Origin of the sequence: Corynebacterium jamesii (assembly GCF_046097395.1) — a bacterium.
GTDB lineage: Bacteria > Actinomycetota > Actinomycetes > Mycobacteriales > Mycobacteriaceae > Corynebacterium.
The window spans coordinates 1,549,178-1,567,160 of the sequence record NZ_CP175789.1 but is presented as its reverse complement, the minus strand read 5'-3'; the positions used below and the strand labels follow the sequence as shown (position 1 = coordinate 1,567,160).

Here is a 17,983-nt window from a genome sequence, read left to right as displayed (position 1 = left end):
GTAAGGTGTTCACCCGTGTTGCGAACCATGCTGAAATCAAAGATCCACCGTGCGACGGTCACCCAGGCCGACCTGCACTACGTCGGCTCGTGCACCATTGATGCTGACCTGATGGAAGCTGCCGACATCCTCGAGGGCGAGCAGATCGACATCGTCGATATTGATAACGGCAACCGCCTGACTACCTACGCCATCTCGGGTGACCGCGGGACCGGAGTGATCGGCATTAACGGCGCCGCCGCGCGCCTGATTAGCCCCGGCGACCTGGTGATCATCATTGGGTATGCCCAGTACAGCGAGGAAGACCTGAAGAATTACGCTTCGCGCGTTGTCTTTGTGGACGAGAACAACAAGCAGGTGGAGCTCGGTGGCGACCCGGCTCACGTGCCGGACGGCTCGGGGCTAAAGAATCCGCGCCACCCGGAAGGCTAAAGCTCCCACCCGAGCTTGCGCTGCGCGACTAGCTAATCTCGTAATTCCCGTCGTCGTTGCGCTTCACGTGGAAGCGCCACAGCGGCATTCCCTCTTCCTCAAGGGACTTTTCCGTTGCCGTGAGTGTGTCCGATCCGATAATCACGAAGTCGCTGTTGCTATAACGCAACCCAACCTCCGAGCAGAAACGCTGGCTGCCCTTGCCATCAGACAAAGGAGTCACAGTACTACCAGCAACCTTCATCAGCTGGTATTCGCCGTCAGGGGACTGTAGACCGATCTCGGTTGGAGGGAACAGCGGCGACTCGTCTTCGTAGTCATACTCCACTTCGGCACAAACCTTGCCGTAATCCTGCGGATTGTCGGTAAGAATCTCAAGGCTCATCAGCTTCATTTTTGTCTTACCGACGCCCACCTTTTCAGTGACTGACTCTTCCTTAGGCTTGGCCTTGTCGCGGGATTCGAGGTAGCCGTCATCAGCGAGGTCGATCTCTACGCGATCGCCGAGTTCCAGTGGGCCGTTAGAGCCACCAATGTTCGCTTCCTTGCCCTCGAGTTCCTGATAACGGTTTGCCAGGTTAGTCAGCGAGCGCAACAGCGGCTTGACCGGGTCACAACCGGACATGGAGATAACCTCTGCATATTCCAACGGTGTTCCCTCCGGGCCGGAAAGCATGCACGCATTTATTACCTCGGCAGATTTCCATCCTTGAAGACCATCGTCGGATAGCTCCTTCCGTTCAGCATCCTCATTGGGAAGATCGTCGAGATTGGAGCCATTCTTGGTGGCGGACAGTGCAGTGTAGATCGAAGTTTCTTTGAGCTCATCGGGCTGATCGCCACTGATCTGCGGCTTTACATAGCCGGAGCAGGTTTCTGAATTGACGTACACGTCGGCAGAGTCCAGCGGAATCATCTTCGCGCCATCCATGTATGCGCTGTCGAAGAAAGCTTGGTCGAGTTTGCAGTCGCTGAACTTCCCATCGGCGAAGATTTCCCGCAGCTGGTCATCGCTGATTTCTGGGGAGACGTCGGAGAAACTGTTATTGGAGCCGGAGTTTTCCTTCTTGCCCCCGTAGGAAACTTCTTCGCTGGCGCCTTCTGGGCGCTGAAAAGCGGAGCAGCTGGATGCGAAAACCAAAGAGCCCGCTGCCAAGCAGGCAGCTGTGGCGCGGGCGTACTTATGGGTGAAAGTAGCGGGGCGTGAACTAAACATGTTTGAGTGCTTCCGTAGTCTTCGAGTCTTCGTGTCTTCGTCCGGTGTACTTCGTGCATTGGTCGTCGCGCATTGGTCGTCGTGCAACGATCCGTCTTATGTTCCCTAAAGCTAACACCCCCAGGCGCCGCGCACGCCTCAATCGATTACTCGTCCTCCCCATGCGCTAGGCTTTGTAAACGTGACTGACGCAGCAAATACCCCCGCACAAGACCTGCCCGAACAGCTACGCATCCGCCGCGACAAGCGCCAACGCATCATTGAATCCGGCAAGGATGCCTACCCGGTAGAGGTGCCGCGCACCCACTCCCTGGCCGAGGTGCGTGCAAAATGGGCCGTGAAGAAGACTGACGGTGAAGCTGAAGAGCAACCGGTTGAGGCAGAGGGCGTCACCTACCTCGCCGCAGGCGACGAAACCCAGGACGTAGTGAGCGTGACCGGGCGCCTGATCTTCATGCGCAACACGGGCAAGCTGTGCTTCGCCACCCTGCAGGACGGCGACGGCACGCAGCTGCAGGCCATGCTTTCCCTGGCGGAGGTCGGTGAGGAGGCACTTGCGGCCTGGAAGTCCGACGTAGACCTCGGCGACTTCATCGGCGTGACGGGGCGCGTGATCGCCTCCCGCCGTGGCGAGTTGTCAGTGATGGCCAGCGAGTGGGTCATGGCGGCGAAGTCCTTGCGTCCATTGCCAGTGGCGTTCGCAGAGATGAACGAAGAAACCCGCGTGCGCCAGCGCTACAACGACCTGATCGTGCGCGAGGATGCCCGCAAGAACGCAATGACGCGCGTGAAGGTCATCCGCGCTCTGCGCGACTACATGGAGGGCGAGGGCTTCGTAGAGATCGAGACCCCAATGCTGCAGACCCTGCACGGTGGTGCGGCGGCACGTCCGTTCGTTACGCACTCCAACGCCCTGGATATCGACCTGTACCTGCGTATTGCGCCAGAACTGTTCCTGAAGCGCGCCGTGGTAGGCGGCATCGACCGAGTCTTCGAGATCAACCGCAACTTCCGCAACGAGGGCGTGGACAAGTCCCACTCCCCGGAGTTTGCGATGCTGGAGACCTATGCAGCGTGGGGCGACTACGACGACTGTGCTCGCACCACCCGCGAGTCCATCCAGTACATCGTGGACCAGCTGACCAAGGGTACGGACCTAGAGGGCACCGGCAAGGTACGCCTGGCCGATGGCACCGAGTTCGACTTCGGCGGCGAGTGGAAAGAAATTGAGATGTACCCCTCGCTGAACGAGGCGTTGGCACGCAAGTACCCCGGCCAGCCGGAGGTGACGATCGACTCGACTGTTGAGGGGCTGAAGGAGATCGCCAAGGTCATCGGCCTGGACGTTCCCGCCAAGGGTGGCTGGGGACACGGCAAGCTGGTGGAGGAAATCTGGGAGGTTCTGTGCGAGGACCAACTGGAAGGGCCCATCTTCGTGCGCAACTTCCCGGTAGAGACTTCTCCGCTGACCCGCCAGCACCGCAGCAAGCCGGGCGTGACCGAGAAGTGGGACCTGTACGTCCGCGGCTTCGAGTTGGCCACCGGCTACTCGGAGCTAGTGGATCCGGTGATTCAGCGCGAACGCTTTGAGGATCAGGCGCGTTTGGCCGCCAACGGCGACGACGAGGCAATGCGCCTGGATGAGGACTTCCTGGCCGCTATGGAGCAGGGCATGCCGCCGACGGCTGGTACCGGTATGGGTATCGACCGCCTGCTGATGGCGCTGACTGGCCTGGGGATTCGCGAGACCGTACTGTTCCCGATCGTGAAGCCGGAGCGCGACAACTAGGCCGAGCCCGCCAGGCGACAACTAGGCCGAGCTCGCCAGGCGACAACTAGGCGTACCTAGCGTCGCCTCGTGGGGGTCGTGCAACGGTAGCTGGCCTGCAGTTTGCCCGGTTGGGTGTAATTCAGATCGTGAATTGCCCCATATTGTGACGCGCGCCATTAAACTGGTTTACGCTACATACATAATTATCCGCACATGCAGATATGAGATTTGCGCTGACAACCAGTGAAAGGTGGCCGCACGAAATGAGCGACCGAAGCAAGCGTGCCGATTCGACTCCTGGCCTGAACAACATCAAGCGAGACGCAATCGGCACCGTCATGGGAGTCCTGACGAAGTTCACGGGCTCCGACCTGGCAGAGAAGTACGGCCTCGGCAAGAAGGTCGACCGCGTTGCCTACCAGTCCACGAAGACCGGCATGCGCACCCTGGGTGCTGTGAACCGCCAGTTCAAGAAAATCAAGGGCTCCGGAAAGCCGGTTCGTCTGGCGAACCAGACCACCGACGAGAACAACCAGCCCGTCCCGACTGAGGCGCCGGCACCGGGCAAGGCTCCGTTCGACCTGACCCCGACCGAGGATCAGGAGATGATCGTCGCCGCGGTACGCGAGTTCGCCGAAGAGCGTCTGCGTCCGACCGGACACGACCAGAACGAGGCATCTGAGCCGGCCGAGGGGCTGCTGGAAGCAGCCGCTGAGCTGGGCGTTGCCCTGATCAACCTGCCGGAAGAATACGAAGGCATCGCCTCTGCATCCGGCGCCACTACCAACGCCCTGATCGCCGAGGCTCTGGCATTCGGTGACATGGGTCAGGCCGTTGCCATCCTGGCACCGGCCGGCGTGGCCAACGTCATCACCAACTACGGTGACGATTCCCAGCAGAAGACCTACTTGCCGGAGTTCGCAGGCGAGTCCGTTCCGGCCTCCGCCGTGGTCGTCTCCGAATCCCGCCCGCTGTTCGATCCTTTCACCCTGCAGACCACCGCCGTCCGCGAGGGCGATGACATCGTTATCAACGGCGTGAAGACCATGGTTCCGAACGCTGGTAAGGCCGAGCTGTTCGTCATCGCAGTGAACCTCGACGGCGAAAACACCTTCGTCATCGTCGAGTCCGACACCGACGGCCTGGTAGTTGAGGCCGACCCGTCGATGGGTCTGCGCGGCGCTGCCCTGGGCCGTGTTCTGTTGAAGGATGTGCGCGTCCCGGCCAGCCAGCTGCTGGGTGGCAAGGATCTGTCCGCCGACGAGCGCAAGGAAAACTACGCAGAGATCATCCGCCGCTCTCGCCTGGGCTGGGCTGCACTGGCAGCCGGTACCGGCGAGGCCATCCTGGAGTACACCAAGAAGTACGTCAACGAGCGCGAGGCATTCGGCGAGCCTATCTCGCACCGCCAGGCAGTCGCCTTCATGGTTGCCAACCTGCGCATCGAGCTGGACGGCCTGCGCCTGATCCTGCTACGCGGTGTTTCCCGCCTGGACCAGGGTCTGTCCTTCAACCGCGAGGCCGGCCTGGCCCGCCGCTACGCGTCGGACAAGGGCATGGTCATGGGCCTCGACGGCGTGCAGCTGCTCGGTGGCCACGGCTTCACCAAGGAGCACCCGGTCGAGCGCTGGTACCGCGACATGCGCGCCATCGGCATTGCCGAGGGCGTAGTCGTCGTCTAACCCCGCCACAATTCGAATCCATATCGAATAAGCACAAGGAACTTGAAGGAACCACATCATGATTAATCTGGAACTCCCCAAGCGTTTGAAGGCGGGCCAGAACCAAGCGCACCAGGCCGCCGCCGAAATTTTCCGCCCGATCTCCCGCAAGTACGATCTCGCGGAGCACGAGCGCCCCGTCGAGCTGGACACCATGGCCAGCCTGGTCGAAGGCATGGCAGATGCCGGCCAGACCATGGCCGGTGCCTCCGGTGGCCGCGGCGATGACAAGAAGAAGACTGAGGGCGTCAAGAATGGCGGCAACATGGCCTCCATCCTCAACGTCATCGAGACCTGCTGGGGCGACGTCGGACTGACCCTGTCCATCCCTTACCAGGGTCTGGGCAACGCAGCTGTCGCCGCAGTGGCCGACGATGAGCAGCTCGAGCGATTCGGCAAGATCTGGGCTGCCATGGCTATCACCGAGCCGCAGTTCGGCTCCGACTCCGCAGCCGTCGCCGCCACCGCCAAGCTGGATGGCGACGAGTACGTGCTGAACGGTGAGAAGATCTTCGTCACCGCCGGCGAGCGCTGCACCCACGTTGTTGTCTGGGCGTCCGTCGACAAGTCCGCCGGCCGTGCAGCCATCAAGTCCTTCGTCGTCCCGCGCGACACCCCGGGCTTCGAGCTGGTCCGCCTGGAGCACAAGCTGGGCATCCGCTCCTCCGACACCGCGCACTTCATCCTGGACAACGTCCGCATCCCGAAGGAGAACCTACTGGGTTCCCCGGAGGTGGACACCAAGAAGGGCTTCGGTGGCGTGATGGCCACCTTCGACAACACCCGCCCCATGGTTGCCGCCATGGCTGTCGGTGTTGCCCGCGCTTCCCTGGAGAAGCTGCGCGAGATCCTCACCGACGCAGGTGTAGAGATTGATTACGACGCCCCCGCGTGGAACCAGCCCGCAGCAGCCAGCGAGTACATTCGCCTGGAGAGCGACTGGGAAGCTGCATACCTGATGACCATGCGCGCAGGCTGGATGGCCGACAACAAGCAGCCGAACAGTAAGGAAGCCTCCGAGTGCAAGGCGAAGGCGGGCCGCATGGCTACCGACCTGACCCTGCGTGCGGTTGAGATCGCCGGCGCTTACGGTTACTCCGAGCGTGACCTGCTGGAGAAGTGGGCCCGCGACTCCAAGATCCTGGACATCTTCGAGGGCACCCAGCAGATTCAGCAGCTGGTTGTCGCCCGTCGCGAGCTGGGTCTTTCCTCCAAGGAGCTCAAGTAGTAGCTGGCGGCGCTAGTGCGCGGGCAGCGGCTACGTTGCGCGCTGCCGTCCGCGTAGCTGGATAGCTGGCTAGCCACCCGCTCGCGCCCGCGCTTAGCTGCCTAGAACAGGCGCACTGAGTGATCAACGGGGCCATGGCCTTTACCGACAAGCAAACGGTCGGCATTGGCGATGGCCTCGTTGAGCCATTTAGTGGCCCAATCCAGCGCATCCTCTAGCGAATCACCCGCACCCAGGCGTGTGGCCAGTGCGGAAGACAAAGAACACCCCGTGCCGTGGGTGTTTTTGGTTTCCACGCGCGGGGAACTGACCTTGTGCGTCTCCCCGGACGGAGCCACCGCAATGTTTCCGGCTTCCGGCCCAGCCAGATGGCCCAGCTTCACGATTACGGTCGTGTTGGTTTCTTTCGCCCACGTGCCGGCGATGTCCACGGCCTCTTGCTCGCTGCTGGCAATTTTGGTCTTCGTCAGGAGAGCCAGCTCGGGGAGGTTAGGCGTCACCACCGAAGAAGCAGCAGCGAAGTCCCGTAGCGCGTCCTCGGCATCCGCCGTGAGTAGCCGATCGCCCGAGGAAGCCACCGCCACCGGATCTAGCACCGTCGTGACCTGGTGACTTTGCAGGTAGTCGCGGACGGCCTGGATGGTATCGATGTCTCCGAGCATGCCGATCTTCACAGCATCGACGGTGACGTCATCGAAGACGGAGTCTAGCTGCGCGCGAAGGAAATCCAGCGGGGGAGTGTGGATATTGCGCACGCCTTGCGTGTTCTGCGCTACCAGCGCGGTAATGACGGACATGCCGTAGCCGCCCGCCGCCATGATGGATTTGAGGTCCGCCTGCGCGCCTGCTCCGCCTGTCGGGTCGGTGCCGGCGATGGACAGCACGCGGGGGCGGAGGGGGCTGGGGCTAATGTCGAGGTTGCTGTTGGAGCTGATGTTGGTCATGCCCCTCATTATGGCGCATCTGCTTGCGCCCACCGCTTCGGTTAGCTTTACACGGCGCTAGATGTCGGAAAAGTTGCAGAACCAGATGTCGGAAAATTTGCAGAACTGAATGTCGGAAAAGTGGCAGAGCTAAATGTCGGAAAAGTTGCAAAACTGCAAACCTGCTATTGTCAGCCCTTGTTGTACACCTCTCTGACCAGGGCTTTTCCATTAGCGAAAATTGTGCCCAATAAGGTTTTGCAACTTTTCCGACATTTAAGTTTTCCGACAATTAAGTCAGCTGGGATGCCCCTCTGCGGGATGGGTGGCTACGAGTGGACTACTGGCTAAGGCTGTGGCAGCTCGCGCGGGACCACCTTGCCCACCGCGTTGCGGGGAAGCTTATTCATGTACACGAAGTAGCGCGGCACGCTGTGGCGAGCCAGATGCGCTTTAACTTCCAGCTTCACCTTGCCCTCGAACTCCGCCTTCTCCTCGTCGGTTAGCTCCTCCGCGGTCTTGCCCTCCGGCACGACCCACGCACACAACGCCTGGCCGAACTCCGCGTCCTCCACGCCACGCACAGCGGACTCTGCAACACAGTCCATGGAGTTCACTACGTCCTCGGTCTCCTGTGGGAAAACGTTCTCGCCGCCGGAGACAATCATGTCGTCGCTGCGGCCAGAGATGAAAAGCAAGCCTTCGCTGTAGTAGCCCAGATCACCGGTGGCGACCATGCCATCGATAATCTCCTTATCGGAGCCGGGGCGGGTGTAGCCCTCGAACAGCATGTCGTTCTTTACGAAGATGCGGCCGATCTCTCCCTCCGACAGTTCCTTGCCGTTGTCGTCCAGGACCTTCAGGGTGGTGGCCATCGGCGGCTTGCCGGCGGTGTTAATGTGCTTCCGCAGATCCTCCGGAGTGGCGATGGAGGCCCAGCTGACCTCCGTCGACCCGTAGAGGTTGTATAGCACGTCGCCGAACTTCTCCTGCGTCTCGCGTACAACCTTCGGCGGCAGCGCTTCGCCGGAGGTGGCGATGATCTTGGTGCCCGGGTTGAAGCCCTCCGGGATGACCTCCAACATGCGGCGCAGCATCGTCGGCACCATAGCGATGGTGTATGGGCGGTTCTTCTCGATAAGCTGCACGGCGCCTTCCGGGGAGAATCGGCGCTGCATAATCATGGTGTTTCGCAGGGCGAGCGCCAGCTGGATCTGCGCGAAGCCCCAGGTGTGGAACATCGGTGCGGAGAGGAATGACGGGCGGTGGTGGCGCATCGGGATGCGGCTCATGATCGACGATGCTGGCATGTACGTCTTCGGCTCCGGTCGGCGTGCCCCCTTCGGGGTGCCGGTGGTGCCGGAGGTCAGGATGATGGTGCGGCCCTGGCGCGGACGCTTGGGGATAGAGAGGTTTTCTGGAGTGGTGCGCAGCACCTCGTGTAGGGAGGCCCAGTCCTCGTGGCGGGTGGCGTAGTTGCCGCTGGCGATCGCATCTCGGATATTGGAGGGCTTCTTAAGAGCCTCCTCGGCTTCGCGGGACAGTCCCAGTGTGTCGCCATTTTCCCAGGCGATAATCACCGGGCAGGCGTCGAAATCCTTCGGCAGGAGGGGGAGGAACTCCTCGTCGATAAACAGCATGTCGATTTTTTGTTCCTGCAGCACAGCCTGTGTCTGTTTTGCCGACGCCCCAGTGTTGAATAGCACAATGTCCGTGCCCAATCGACCGTGTGCGCACAGGGTGAGGATGAAGCCGCGGTGATTGCGGCACAGCACGCCGATGCGGTCGCGTTCGCGAACCCCCGTGCGGAACAGGGCCTGCGCCAAGGCGGTGGACTGTTCGTGCAGCTCTTGGTAGGTCATGGAGCCTGCGTCGTCAATGATGGCCGTGTGGTACGGGTCGCGCGCAGCACCGATGGCCAGCAGGCCGGCGGGCAGGAAGTTCCACTGGATGATGCCCTTGAGGGCCTTGGTTGCTGCGACGGGGCTCATAGATCCCAGGACTCCCGATTTGAACAGGGGCAGGGTGCCCTTGAGGAGTGTGCCGGCGGCCCCGATCTGGTCGGTGAGGGAGGGCTTGGGCAACTGGGCGGCTGCTGCGGCGTTCATTTCTGGGTGTCTCTCCTTGGGTTGGCTTCTCTACCATTTAGTGGCTTGCATCACTTTAATATTCGTCAAACAAAAATGTCTCACTTTGAAAAAATAACTATGCGCGGATAGGCGGTGGGGAAGTGGGTGGATCAAGGTTGGGGAAGGGGCGTTCGCTGACGGCGTACAGTCCGAAAGACTCGGCTCAGAATGGTTCTTGACCTGCCGATATGTGGTTACCTGGGGGCGAGGTGATGGGGGAATAAGCCAGCAACACTGCACTGTTGCGTAGAAGGCGATATGAGTTGTCCACACTCACGGCTAAGGTGGGCAACATTGGCGAATACGCAAGCTACATCTTTTGAAAAAGGGAGCACACCATGTTCGAGAGGTTCACGGATCGCGCGCGCCGCGTCGTTGTGTTGGCGCAGGAAGAAGCACGCGCGCTGAATCACAACTACATCGGCACTGAGCACATCCTGCTCGGCCTGATTCAGGAGGGCGAGGGTGTTGCAGCGAAGGCTCTGGAATCCATGGGCATCTCCCTGGATGCCGTGCGTACCGAGGTCAAGGACATCATCGGCACGGGCGGCCACCCGCCGAGCGGCTACATCCCGTTCACCCCGCGCGCTAAGAAGGTGCTGGAGCTGGCGCTGCGCGAGGCGCTGCAGCTGGGGCACAAGTACATCGGCACCGAGCACATCCTGTTGGGCCTCATCCGTGAGGGCGAGGGCGTGGCAGCGCAGGTGCTGGTGAAGCTGGGCGCTGACTTGTCCCGCGTGCGCCAGCAGGTCATTCAACTGCTGAGTGGCTATGAGGGTAACGAGGAAGAAAGCGGCGGCGGCGAGCCCGCCACCGCAGGCGTGGGCAGTGTAGGCGAGGGGGCGCCGAGCCGCCCTGGCCAGAAGTCCAACTCTCTGGTACTGGATCAGTTCGGCCGCAACCTCACCCAGGCTGCAAAGGACGGCAAGCTGGACCCGGTTGTGGGGCGTGGCAACGAGATCGAGCGCGTGATGCAGGTGTTGTCCCGTCGCACCAAGAACAATCCGGTGCTGATTGGTGAGCCCGGCGTGGGTAAGACCGCCGTGGTGGAGGGCCTGGCTCTGGACATTGTCAACGGCAAGGTGCCGGAGACGTTGAAGGATAAGCAGCTCTACTCCCTGGATCTGGGCTCCCTGGTCGCGGGTTCCCGCTACCGTGGTGACTTCGAGGAGCGCCTGAAGAAGGTGCTAAAGGAGATCAACCAGCGCGGCGACATCATCCTGTTCATTGACGAGATCCACACCCTGGTCGGCGCCGGTGCTGCGGAGGGCGCGATCGACGCAGCCAGTATCCTGAAGCCGAAGCTGGCCCGCGGCGAGCTGCAGACCATCGGTGCGACCACGCTGGACGAGTACCGCAAGCACATTGAGAAGGACGCTGCCCTGGAGCGCCGCTTCCAGCCGGTGCAGGTGCCGGAGCCTTCCGTCGAGCTGACCGTGGAGATCCTGAAGGGGCTACGCGACCGCTACGAGGCGCACCACCGTGTATCCATCACCGACGGCGCTCTGACGGCGGCAGCCCAGCTGGCGGATCGCTACATCAACGACCGATTCCTGCCGGATAAGGCCGTGGACCTGATTGACGAGGCCGGCGCGCGCATGCGCATCAAGCGCATGACCGCCCCGAAGTCTATCCAGGAGGTCGACGACAAGATCGCCGAAGTGCGCCGCAAGAAGGAGGCCGCCATTGACGATCAGGACTTCGAGAAGGCAGCAGCCCTACGCGACGACGAGCGCAAGCTGGGCGAAGAGCGTGCGGAGAAGGAAAAGGCTTGGCGCGCCGGCGAGTTGGACGAGGTTGCCGAGGTCGGCGAGGAACAGATCGCCGAGGTCATGGGCAACTGGACGGGCATCCCGGTATTCAAGCTCACCGAGGAAGAGTCCAGCCGTCTGCTGCGCATGGAGGACGAACTGCACAAGCGCATCATCGGTCAGGACGATGCTGTTAAGGCCGTATCCCGCGCCATCCGCCGCACCCGCGCCGGGCTGAAGGATCCGAAGCGCCCGTCCGGCTCGTTCATCTTCGCCGGCCCGTCCGGTGTGGGTAAGACCGAGCTGTCGAAGGCGCTGGCAGAGTTCTTGTTCGGCGACGATGATGCGCTGATCCAGATCGACATGGGCGAGTTCCACGACAAATTCACAGCCTCCCGCCTGTTCGGTGCCCCTCCGGGATACGTCGGCTACGACGAGGGCGGCCAGCTGACCGAGAAGGTCCGTCGCAAGCCGTTCTCTGTGGTGCTGTTCGACGAGATCGAGAAGGCTCACACCGAGATCTACAACACTCTGCTGCAGGTGCTGGAGGATGGTCGCCTGACCGATGGTCAGGGCCGCATGGTGGACTTCAAGAACACCGTCCTGATCTTCACCTCCAACTTGGGCACCAGGGACATCTCCAAGGCTGTGGGTATGGGGTTCAGCTCCTCCGGCGAGGCCGACGAGGATACGCAGTACGAGCGGATGAAGCAGAAGGTCGACGACGAGCTGAAGAAGCACTTCCGCCCGGAGTTCCTGAACCGTATCGACGACATTGTGGTCTTCCACCAGCTGACTCGAGAGCAGATCGTCCAGATGGTGGATCTGCTGCTGAACCGAGTGCGCACCGCTTTGAAGCAGAAGGATATGGATCTGGAGCTCACCGAGCAGGCGAAGTCCCTGCTGGCCAAGCGTGGATTCGATCCGGTGTTGGGCGCCCGCCCGCTGCGCCGCACCATTCAGCGCGAGATCGAGGATCACCTGTCTGAGAAGATTCTGTTTGGCGAGATCGGTGCCGGTGAAATCGTCACCGTCGATGTAGAGAACTGGGACGGCGAGTCCAAGGGTGATGATGCGAAGTTCGTCTTTGGTACTAAGCCCAAGCCGTTGCCGGAGGTCGGCAACGACGAGGCCGCCGAGGAGGCACAGGAGGCAGTGTCCGTCGCCGCCGAGGGCAACGTTCCGGAGGATGAGGGTTTTGACGCCGCAGACTCCAACGACGACTGGAATCAGAAAGGCTAACTAAGCCTGGCAGCCCGGGGACAGTGAAAAACTCACTGAACCCGGGCGTTTTCTATTTTCAGCGTCGAATATCCCCGGCTTTGGTGAGATGCACCGGTCGGTCGTGGATAACGTTATCCAACCAGTCCAGGGCAGGCTTGAGGTGCGTGAACATCGGCACCATGTGGTCGCCCAGCGGGAAGGTGTGGGGGATATTGTGCTCCACATAGTTCACCTTCGTGCCTCCCTCTGCCCACTGCCGGGCCATCTGGCGGCTCTGTTCCACGGGAATCGTATCATCATTCGTTCCGTGGCCTACGTAGACAGGAACCTGGGGCGGGCGCTTGCCGATACGTTGGGCGTCCACAAGCTGCCTAAAGGGCTCCTGCCGCAACAGCTCCGTGAGCGATTCACCAGACTTCGTCAGGGTGCGCGTATCGGTGTAGCCGTGGCGCAGTAGCGATTCGGGGAGGCACTCGTTGGCGGTCTGGCGGAGGAACGTCCGACCCTTGTCATTCATGCGCTTTTCGACGGCGCCGCGGATCTCCGGGTTAGAGATAAGGAAGCCATTGAGGGTGTATCCCAGGGCGGCAGCCAACGGGCCGTTATCGATGGCGACGGAAGTGGTGTAAAGATCGGCCGGTACACCACCGGCGTAGCCCGCCTTCAGATTGATCTCAGGGGCGTACGTGGGAGCCTGCTCCAGCGCGGCCGCGGAAGAACCGCCACCCTGCGAGTAACCCCACAGGGCGACCGGGGAGGACTTCGAAACCTGAGGTAGATTTTTGGCCGCACGAGCCATGTCCAGGGTGGCATTGCCCTGATCCACTCGGTTCATGTACGTGTGCTGGGCGGGCGTGCCCAGACCGTTCAGGTCGGTAAGAGCCACTGCCCAGCCGCGGGAGAGGGCGGCGGCTACGGGTGCGGCCTCGTACTCTAGCCCCATCGGCAACAGCTTGCCCGGGGCGCATGCATCGCCGCTGCCCTGGGTGCCCGGCGCTACGACCAACAGGGGGCGCTCCCCACCACCGGTGTAGGGAGCACGGGGGACTAGAACGGTGCCAGTGACGGGCACGGTCTCGCCGCGGGAGTTGGTGGAAACATAGGCCACACGCTGGGCTTCGCTGTTCGTCCAGTCGACGAAAGGAATGCCTAGGGCAAAGTTGCTGGGGGCAGTTTTGAGGATTTCCCCTGGCTTGCCCTTTACTTTCAGAGGCAGGGAAGAATAGAAGCCATCTGGGTCGTAGTGCGGCAGGGATCCTACTGCGAACTTGCCACTGCCGGTAGCCGCAGCTTGGGAGAGGGAGCCTTCCGCAGAACCGTAGAAGCCGCCACGTGACGGTGCTGCAGCGGCGGGGGAGAGGGCGGAGGTAGCGATCGCCGCGGGTAGCAACACTGCGCAGGTAGCAGTAAGAAGGCGCTGGCGGCGAGGGGCTTGAAAACGGGGTGAACCGAAGAAAGAAAACGTCATAGGAGAATTTTAGGCGTTTTCCTTGTGCGAAGTGTTAGGTATTGCTACTTAAGTTCGGGAAGTGCGCGCCTCGGAGGTGTCGTTGGCGCCGTCGGTGTTATCTTCGTCGTCCACGTTTGCCGTGAACGGGTCAAGTGCCTCGAAGTCTACTTCTTCGTCCTCGTCGTTCGGAACCTTTCGGCTTAGGTCAATGGCCAGTCCAATGGCGGTGAGGAACAGAGTGGGCAGCAGCCAGCCCATGCCCGCGTCCATCAGCGGAATCCAGCTCAAGGCATCCTGCAGTGCATCCACCGGCACGTTCAGCGCGGCCAGGAAGTCGATGAAGGAGAACACGAAGGCCACGATCACGCCGATGCGGTAGGCGAACACCAGCTTGTACTTCTGGAACAGCAGGTGCACGTAAGACAGTGCGATCAGGATGATCGCCGGTGGGTAGATCAGGCCGATAACCGGACCGGAAACGTTGAGGATTTTTTCCAGACCCAAGTTGGAGATCAGCAGGCCGACGAGCGTCAGGATCGTTGCCCACCAGCGGTAGCTAATAGCCGGAATGAGCTCATGGAAGAACGTGGAGGTAGCGGCTGTCAGGCCGACCACGGTGGTGATGCAGGCCAGCAGCACGATCATCGAGAACACGAACTCGCCCGCGTTGCCCATCGTCAGGTGCGCGGCGGAGCTGAGGAGGGCAGCGCCGTCGCTGTAGGCCTCTTTGTCTGGCATTCGGGCGCCGACTAGGCCCAGGCCCAGGTAGACCAACATCAGGAAGAATCCGGCGGTACCGGCGGCCACAGCAGAGAGCTTGATGATGCGCCCGTGGTCAGACTCGCCCTTCTGGCTGAAGGAGCTCACAACGATCAGCGCGAAGGCCAAGGCGGCGATGGAATCCATCGTGAAGTAGCCCTGGGAGATTCCGCTGACCAGTGGGTTAGAGGCGTATTCCTCGGTCGCCGGGATGCTGGGGTTGCTTAGCTTTTGTAGGCCGATAATGGCCAGGATGGCCAGCAGGATCAGCAGGATGGGCGTGAGGATCTTGCCCAGGTTATCCACCACCTTGCCGGGCCAGAGCGTTAGCAGGAAACAGATCAGGAAGAACGCGAAGGTGCCTGTCAGTCGCCACCAGCCGCCCGAGAGGTCGAAGGTGGACTCCACGCCGAGCTCGTAGCCAATGGCTGCGGCACGCGGCACGGCGTAGAGGGCGCCAATGGAAAGGTAGGCGACGATGGCGAAGATCAGACCGAAAAGCGCTCCGGCACGCGAGGCCAAGTCGCGCACGCCTGCACCAGAGATCGCCACAGCGATAACCGTGACCACCGGCATCAGCACGCCGGTCAGGAGGAAGCCGATCATGGCGGGCGTGAAGTTCTCGCCGGATTCCACACCCAGCATCGGCGGGAAGATCAGGTTTCCGGCGCCGAAGAACATGGAGAACAGCATGAGGCCAACGGCGACTACCGTGCCCATCAGTTTCGGGCGCTTGGCAGTCGATGACGTAGAGGTCGATGACGTAGAGGTCGACATAAAAATTTTCCTATTTAGATATGGGTAACTCCCATTATTTTAATGCATGAGCACCAGCGGATCCTAAGCGATCCCGCGCGCTACCCCACACCTACTGCGGTAGCTGGTACGTTCTGCCGTTGCGTTCCACCAGCCCGTCGTCGAGCAGGGATCGTAGGGCTCGTTCGCGCTGTTCTGTGGCGGCCCATAACAGGTCTATCTCTTTCTTCGAGACGCCACCTTCCCCCGCTGCCCGCAGCAGCCCCATAATCTTTCCCCGCACTTGGCGGTCGGTTCCCTCGAACTTCTGTACGCGCCGGGCCGCGGCCGTCGCTTCCTCCTCGGTCGGCTGCGGCTTGCCTGCCTGTACCCAGGCGCAGCCCTCAACTACGGGGCACTGGTCACACGACGGGCTTTTCGCGGTGCACACCAGGGCACCGAGTTCCATCAACGCCGCGCACATCAGATTCGCCACGTCTGCATTATCGGTGCGCCCAGGCGCCGCGTCTGCATTATCGGTGTGTCCAGGTGCCGCGGTGGGCTGATCGTGGGGTGGGTGGGAGACGTGCCGTTGAACCAAACGAGGGTCCGGATCCACGTGGGGCAGTAACGATGCCACGTCCGCCAGGTCGCGCGCCCGGGCAGGGCCTTGGAGGAAGCGCCCGTCGACGAGGCGACGGTAGACCCGGCGAACGTTCGTATCCACGACGGGAACGGCCTGGCCGAACGCGAAGGCAGCGACGGCGCGGGCGGTGTAGTGGCCGATGCCGGGTAGCGCTTCCAGCTCGGCGATGTCGCTGGGAACTGCACCGCCGTGGCGCTCCACGCAGGCGGTGGCGCATTCCTTCAGCCGCAGAGCGCGCCGGGGGTATCCCAGGTTGGCCCACATTTTTAGGATCTCGGCTGTCGGCGCCGCGGCCAGGTCCCCCGGAGTGGGCCAACGTTCCAGCCAGGCATGCCAGAGGGGGATCACACGAGCGACGGGGGTTTGCTGGCTCATCACTTCGCTCAGCAAGATTGCCCAGGGGGTCGTATCTGGGTGGCGCCAAGGCAGGTCGCGAGCGTGGAGGGCATACCAGGCGTTCAGTTTCGCGGGAAGGCTCTGTGAGTTGGTGGCGGGGTAATCGGCAGCAGGGGAGTTCATTGCACGAATCACTGTAGCGCGGTGCACAATGTAAGCATGACTTCAAGCCAACACAAGACCCCGCAGCAGGCATGGGATAGCCTGCGCGAAGGAAACGCACGTTTCATGCGTGGCGAATCTGACCACCCGCACCAGGACCTCAACCGCCGCATTTCTTTGCAAGAGGGGCAGAAGCCGCAGGCGGTGGTGCTGGCGTGCTCCGATTCGCGCGCGCCGGTGGAGATCCTGTTTGACCAAGGGCTAGGCGATGTCTTCGTGATCCGTACCGCCGGGGAGATCACCGACCTGTCCGTGCTGGCCTCCCTGGAGTTTGCGGTGGATTCCCTGGAAGTGCCGCTGGTGATTGTGCTGGGGCATGAAAAGTGCGGTGCGGTTGCGGCCGCTTCCCAGGCGCTGCATGGCGGCGAGATGCCGTCGGGCTTCCAGCGCGTGCTGGTGGAGAAGGTGACACCCTCGTTGCTGTCGGCCAAAAAGCGCGGTATGGAAAGTAGCGACGCCTTCGAGCGCAACCACGTGGCGGAGATCGCCGACCACATCGTGGATCGTTCGCCGGAGATTCAGGCACGTTTGGCTGACCAGCGCTGCGCCGTGGTGGGGCTGCGCTATCGACTTTCCGATGGGCTGGCCGAGCCGCTGGTTAGCTATGGCCTGGATATTGAGGGTGCACAGCGCGTTCACTAGGAGTTTTGCGGGGCGTGCCCTCCGTGTCTATCCAGCGCCTTGCAGTGGGTAGCATTTAGCATTGGTTGTGTGACTGATGAAGACAATAGGCGCCCATTGCCACGTGAAGTGTATATCCGCCGTCGCATTGCTGCGGTCGTGATCTTGGTCGTTGTGATCGGTGTGATTTGGGCTTTGATCAGCCTGGTCAGCGGGGGAGGGGACCCCGAGAACACGGCAGCTACCGAATCGGCCACCACGACGTCTGAGCAGCAGGATATGACTAGCCCGCCGGAGCCGCCGAAGGGTGCGGAATCCAGTGGGTCGGATGACGAGAAGGCGTCGGAAGAAAAGGACAAAGATAAAGACAAGGACGGCGACAAAGACGGGGACAAGTCCGAGGAGAAGAAGGATTCGTGCTCGCTGGCTGACCTGAAGGTTACCGCGCGACCGGGTGCTCCGACGTTTAACGCGGAGCAGCAGCCGAACTTCTTTGTGAAGATCGAGAACCCGACAAATGCGGACTGCGACATTAACTTCGATGATTCTCCGTTGAAGTTCGAGGTCTTCACGATGGGCAACTACCAGCGCGTGTGGGGCGATATTGACTGCAACGAGCCGGAAGTTGTGGGCGAGACGAAGATCAAGGCCGGCGAGTCCGTGAATTACGAGATGGCCGCTTGGTCCCGTACCACCTCCGCGCCGGGCAAGTGCGAGGCTCGCCAACCCGTCGATCCGGGCAGCTACCTGCTGTATGCCCACGTGGGTAACAACACTTCCCAGCCGGCTTCGTTTAACCTGCAGTAGCCCCAGGAGGGG

General features: G+C 61.6%; 12 protein-coding genes and 1 pseudogene. 7 read left to right on the top strand and 6 right to left on the bottom strand.

The window, feature by feature from the left end:
- Positions 1-15: 15 nt before the first annotated feature.
- Positions 16-432 (top strand): aspartate 1-decarboxylase, encoded by a 417-nt coding sequence (panD, locus tag ACKFRT_RS07050; RefSeq protein ID WP_408924796.1) that lies wholly within the window; start codon positions 16-18, stop codon positions 430-432.
- A gap of 28 nt (positions 433-460) precedes the next feature.
- On the opposite strand, the gene ACKFRT_RS07045 is transcribed toward panD, so the two are convergent.
- On the bottom strand, positions 461-1,648 hold the full coding sequence (locus ACKFRT_RS07045; RefSeq protein WP_408924795.1) for a hypothetical protein: 1,188 nt from the start codon (positions 1,646-1,648) through the stop codon (positions 461-463).
- Between the two features lie 181 nt (positions 1,649-1,829).
- Here ACKFRT_RS07045 and lysS point away from each other — a divergent pair, with 181 nt between their 5' ends.
- The 3 genes from lysS to ACKFRT_RS07030 all read left to right on the top strand — a co-directional run bounded on the left by lysS (position 1,830) and on the right by ACKFRT_RS07030 (position 6,368).
- Complete coding sequence (lysS, locus tag ACKFRT_RS07040) at positions 1,830-3,437, top strand: lysine--tRNA ligase (protein WP_408924794.1); 1,608 nt, start codon at positions 1,830-1,832, stop codon at positions 3,435-3,437.
- Positions 3,438-3,682: 245 nt separating this feature from the next.
- Positions 3,683-5,101: an acyl-CoA dehydrogenase family protein gene (locus tag ACKFRT_RS07035; RefSeq protein WP_408924793.1), complete on the top strand. Its 1,419-nt coding sequence runs from the start codon at positions 3,683-3,685 to the stop codon at positions 5,099-5,101.
- A 58-nt stretch (positions 5,102-5,159) separates the two neighbouring features.
- Complete coding sequence (locus ACKFRT_RS07030) at positions 5,160-6,368, top strand: acyl-CoA dehydrogenase family protein (protein ID WP_408924792.1); 1,209 nt, start codon at positions 5,160-5,162, stop codon at positions 6,366-6,368.
- 119 nt (positions 6,369-6,487) lie between these two features.
- Here ACKFRT_RS07030 and thiD read toward each other — a convergent pair.
- Both thiD and ACKFRT_RS07020 read right to left on the bottom strand, forming a co-directional pair.
- Positions 6,488-7,312: pseudogene (gene thiD, locus ACKFRT_RS07025) on the bottom strand (bifunctional hydroxymethylpyrimidine kinase/phosphomethylpyrimidine kinase); the annotation flags it as partial.
- A gap of 326 nt (positions 7,313-7,638) precedes the next feature.
- Positions 7,639-9,399 (bottom strand): AMP-binding protein, encoded by a 1,761-nt coding sequence (locus ACKFRT_RS07020; protein WP_408924791.1) that lies wholly within the window; start codon positions 9,397-9,399, stop codon positions 7,639-7,641.
- A gap of 359 nt (positions 9,400-9,758) precedes the next feature.
- Here ACKFRT_RS07020 and ACKFRT_RS07015 point away from each other — a divergent pair, with 359 nt between their 5' ends.
- The gene (locus ACKFRT_RS07015) at positions 9,759-12,413 is read left to right on the top strand and encodes an ATP-dependent Clp protease ATP-binding subunit (protein ID WP_296212206.1); all 2,655 of its coding nucleotides are present in this window, start codon (positions 9,759-9,761) and stop codon (positions 12,411-12,413) included.
- Positions 12,414-12,471: 58 nt separating this feature from the next.
- Here ACKFRT_RS07015 and ACKFRT_RS07010 read toward each other — a convergent pair whose 3' ends face one another.
- From ACKFRT_RS07010 to ACKFRT_RS07000, 3 genes are all read right to left on the bottom strand, one after another.
- Complete coding sequence (locus ACKFRT_RS07010) at positions 12,472-13,863, bottom strand: alpha/beta fold hydrolase (protein WP_408924790.1); 1,392 nt, start codon at positions 13,861-13,863, stop codon at positions 12,472-12,474.
- A gap of 48 nt (positions 13,864-13,911) precedes the next feature.
- Positions 13,912-15,381: a branched-chain amino acid transport system II carrier protein gene (gene brnQ, locus ACKFRT_RS07005; RefSeq protein WP_408924789.1), complete on the bottom strand. Its 1,470-nt coding sequence runs from the start codon at positions 15,379-15,381 to the stop codon at positions 13,912-13,914.
- Positions 15,382-15,472: 91 nt separating this feature from the next.
- Positions 15,473-16,504 (bottom strand): A/G-specific adenine glycosylase, encoded by a 1,032-nt coding sequence (locus ACKFRT_RS07000; RefSeq protein WP_408924788.1) that lies wholly within the window; start codon positions 16,502-16,504, stop codon positions 15,473-15,475.
- A 36-nt stretch (positions 16,505-16,540) separates the two neighbouring features.
- Between ACKFRT_RS07000 and ACKFRT_RS06995 the strand changes: the two genes are divergently transcribed.
- Entirely contained in the window at positions 16,541-17,185 is a 645-nt protein-coding gene (locus ACKFRT_RS06995) for a carbonic anhydrase (protein ID WP_296212196.1), read from the top strand.
- 69 nt (positions 17,186-17,254) lie between these two features.
- A complete protein-coding gene (locus tag ACKFRT_RS06990) occupies positions 17,255-17,971 on the top strand; it encodes a hypothetical protein (RefSeq protein WP_408924787.1) in 717 nt (238 codons plus the stop codon).
- Positions 17,972-17,983 lie beyond the last annotated feature (12 nt).

Excerpts from the sequence above, each read along its gene's own strand:
- ACKFRT_RS07045 (WP_408924795.1), bottom strand. The coding sequence starts at position 1,648 with ATGTTTAGTTCACGCCCCGCTACTTTCACCCATAAGTACGCCCGCGCC.
- ACKFRT_RS07035 (WP_408924793.1), top strand. The coding sequence starts at position 3,683 with ATGAGCGACCGAAGCAAGCGTGCCGATTCGACTCCTGGCCTGAACAAC.
- ACKFRT_RS07030 (WP_408924792.1), top strand. The coding sequence starts at position 5,160 with ATGATTAATCTGGAACTCCCCAAGCGTTTGAAGGCGGGCCAGAACCAA.
- ACKFRT_RS07020 (WP_408924791.1), bottom strand. The coding sequence starts at position 9,399 with ATGAACGCCGCAGCAGCCGCCCAGTTGCCCAAGCCCTCCCTCACCGAC.
- ACKFRT_RS07015 (WP_296212206.1), top strand. The coding sequence starts at position 9,759 with ATGTTCGAGAGGTTCACGGATCGCGCGCGCCGCGTCGTTGTGTTGGCG.
- ACKFRT_RS07010 (WP_408924790.1), bottom strand. The coding sequence starts at position 13,863 with ATGACGTTTTCTTTCTTCGGTTCACCCCGTTTTCAAGCCCCTCGCCGC.
- brnQ (WP_408924789.1), bottom strand. The coding sequence starts at position 15,381 with ATGTCGACCTCTACGTCATCGACCTCTACGTCATCGACTGCCAAGCGC.
- ACKFRT_RS07000 (WP_408924788.1), bottom strand. The coding sequence starts at position 16,504 with ATGAACTCCCCTGCTGCCGATTACCCCGCCACCAACTCACAGAGCCTT.
- ACKFRT_RS06995 (WP_296212196.1), top strand. The coding sequence starts at position 16,541 with ATGACTTCAAGCCAACACAAGACCCCGCAGCAGGCATGGGATAGCCTG.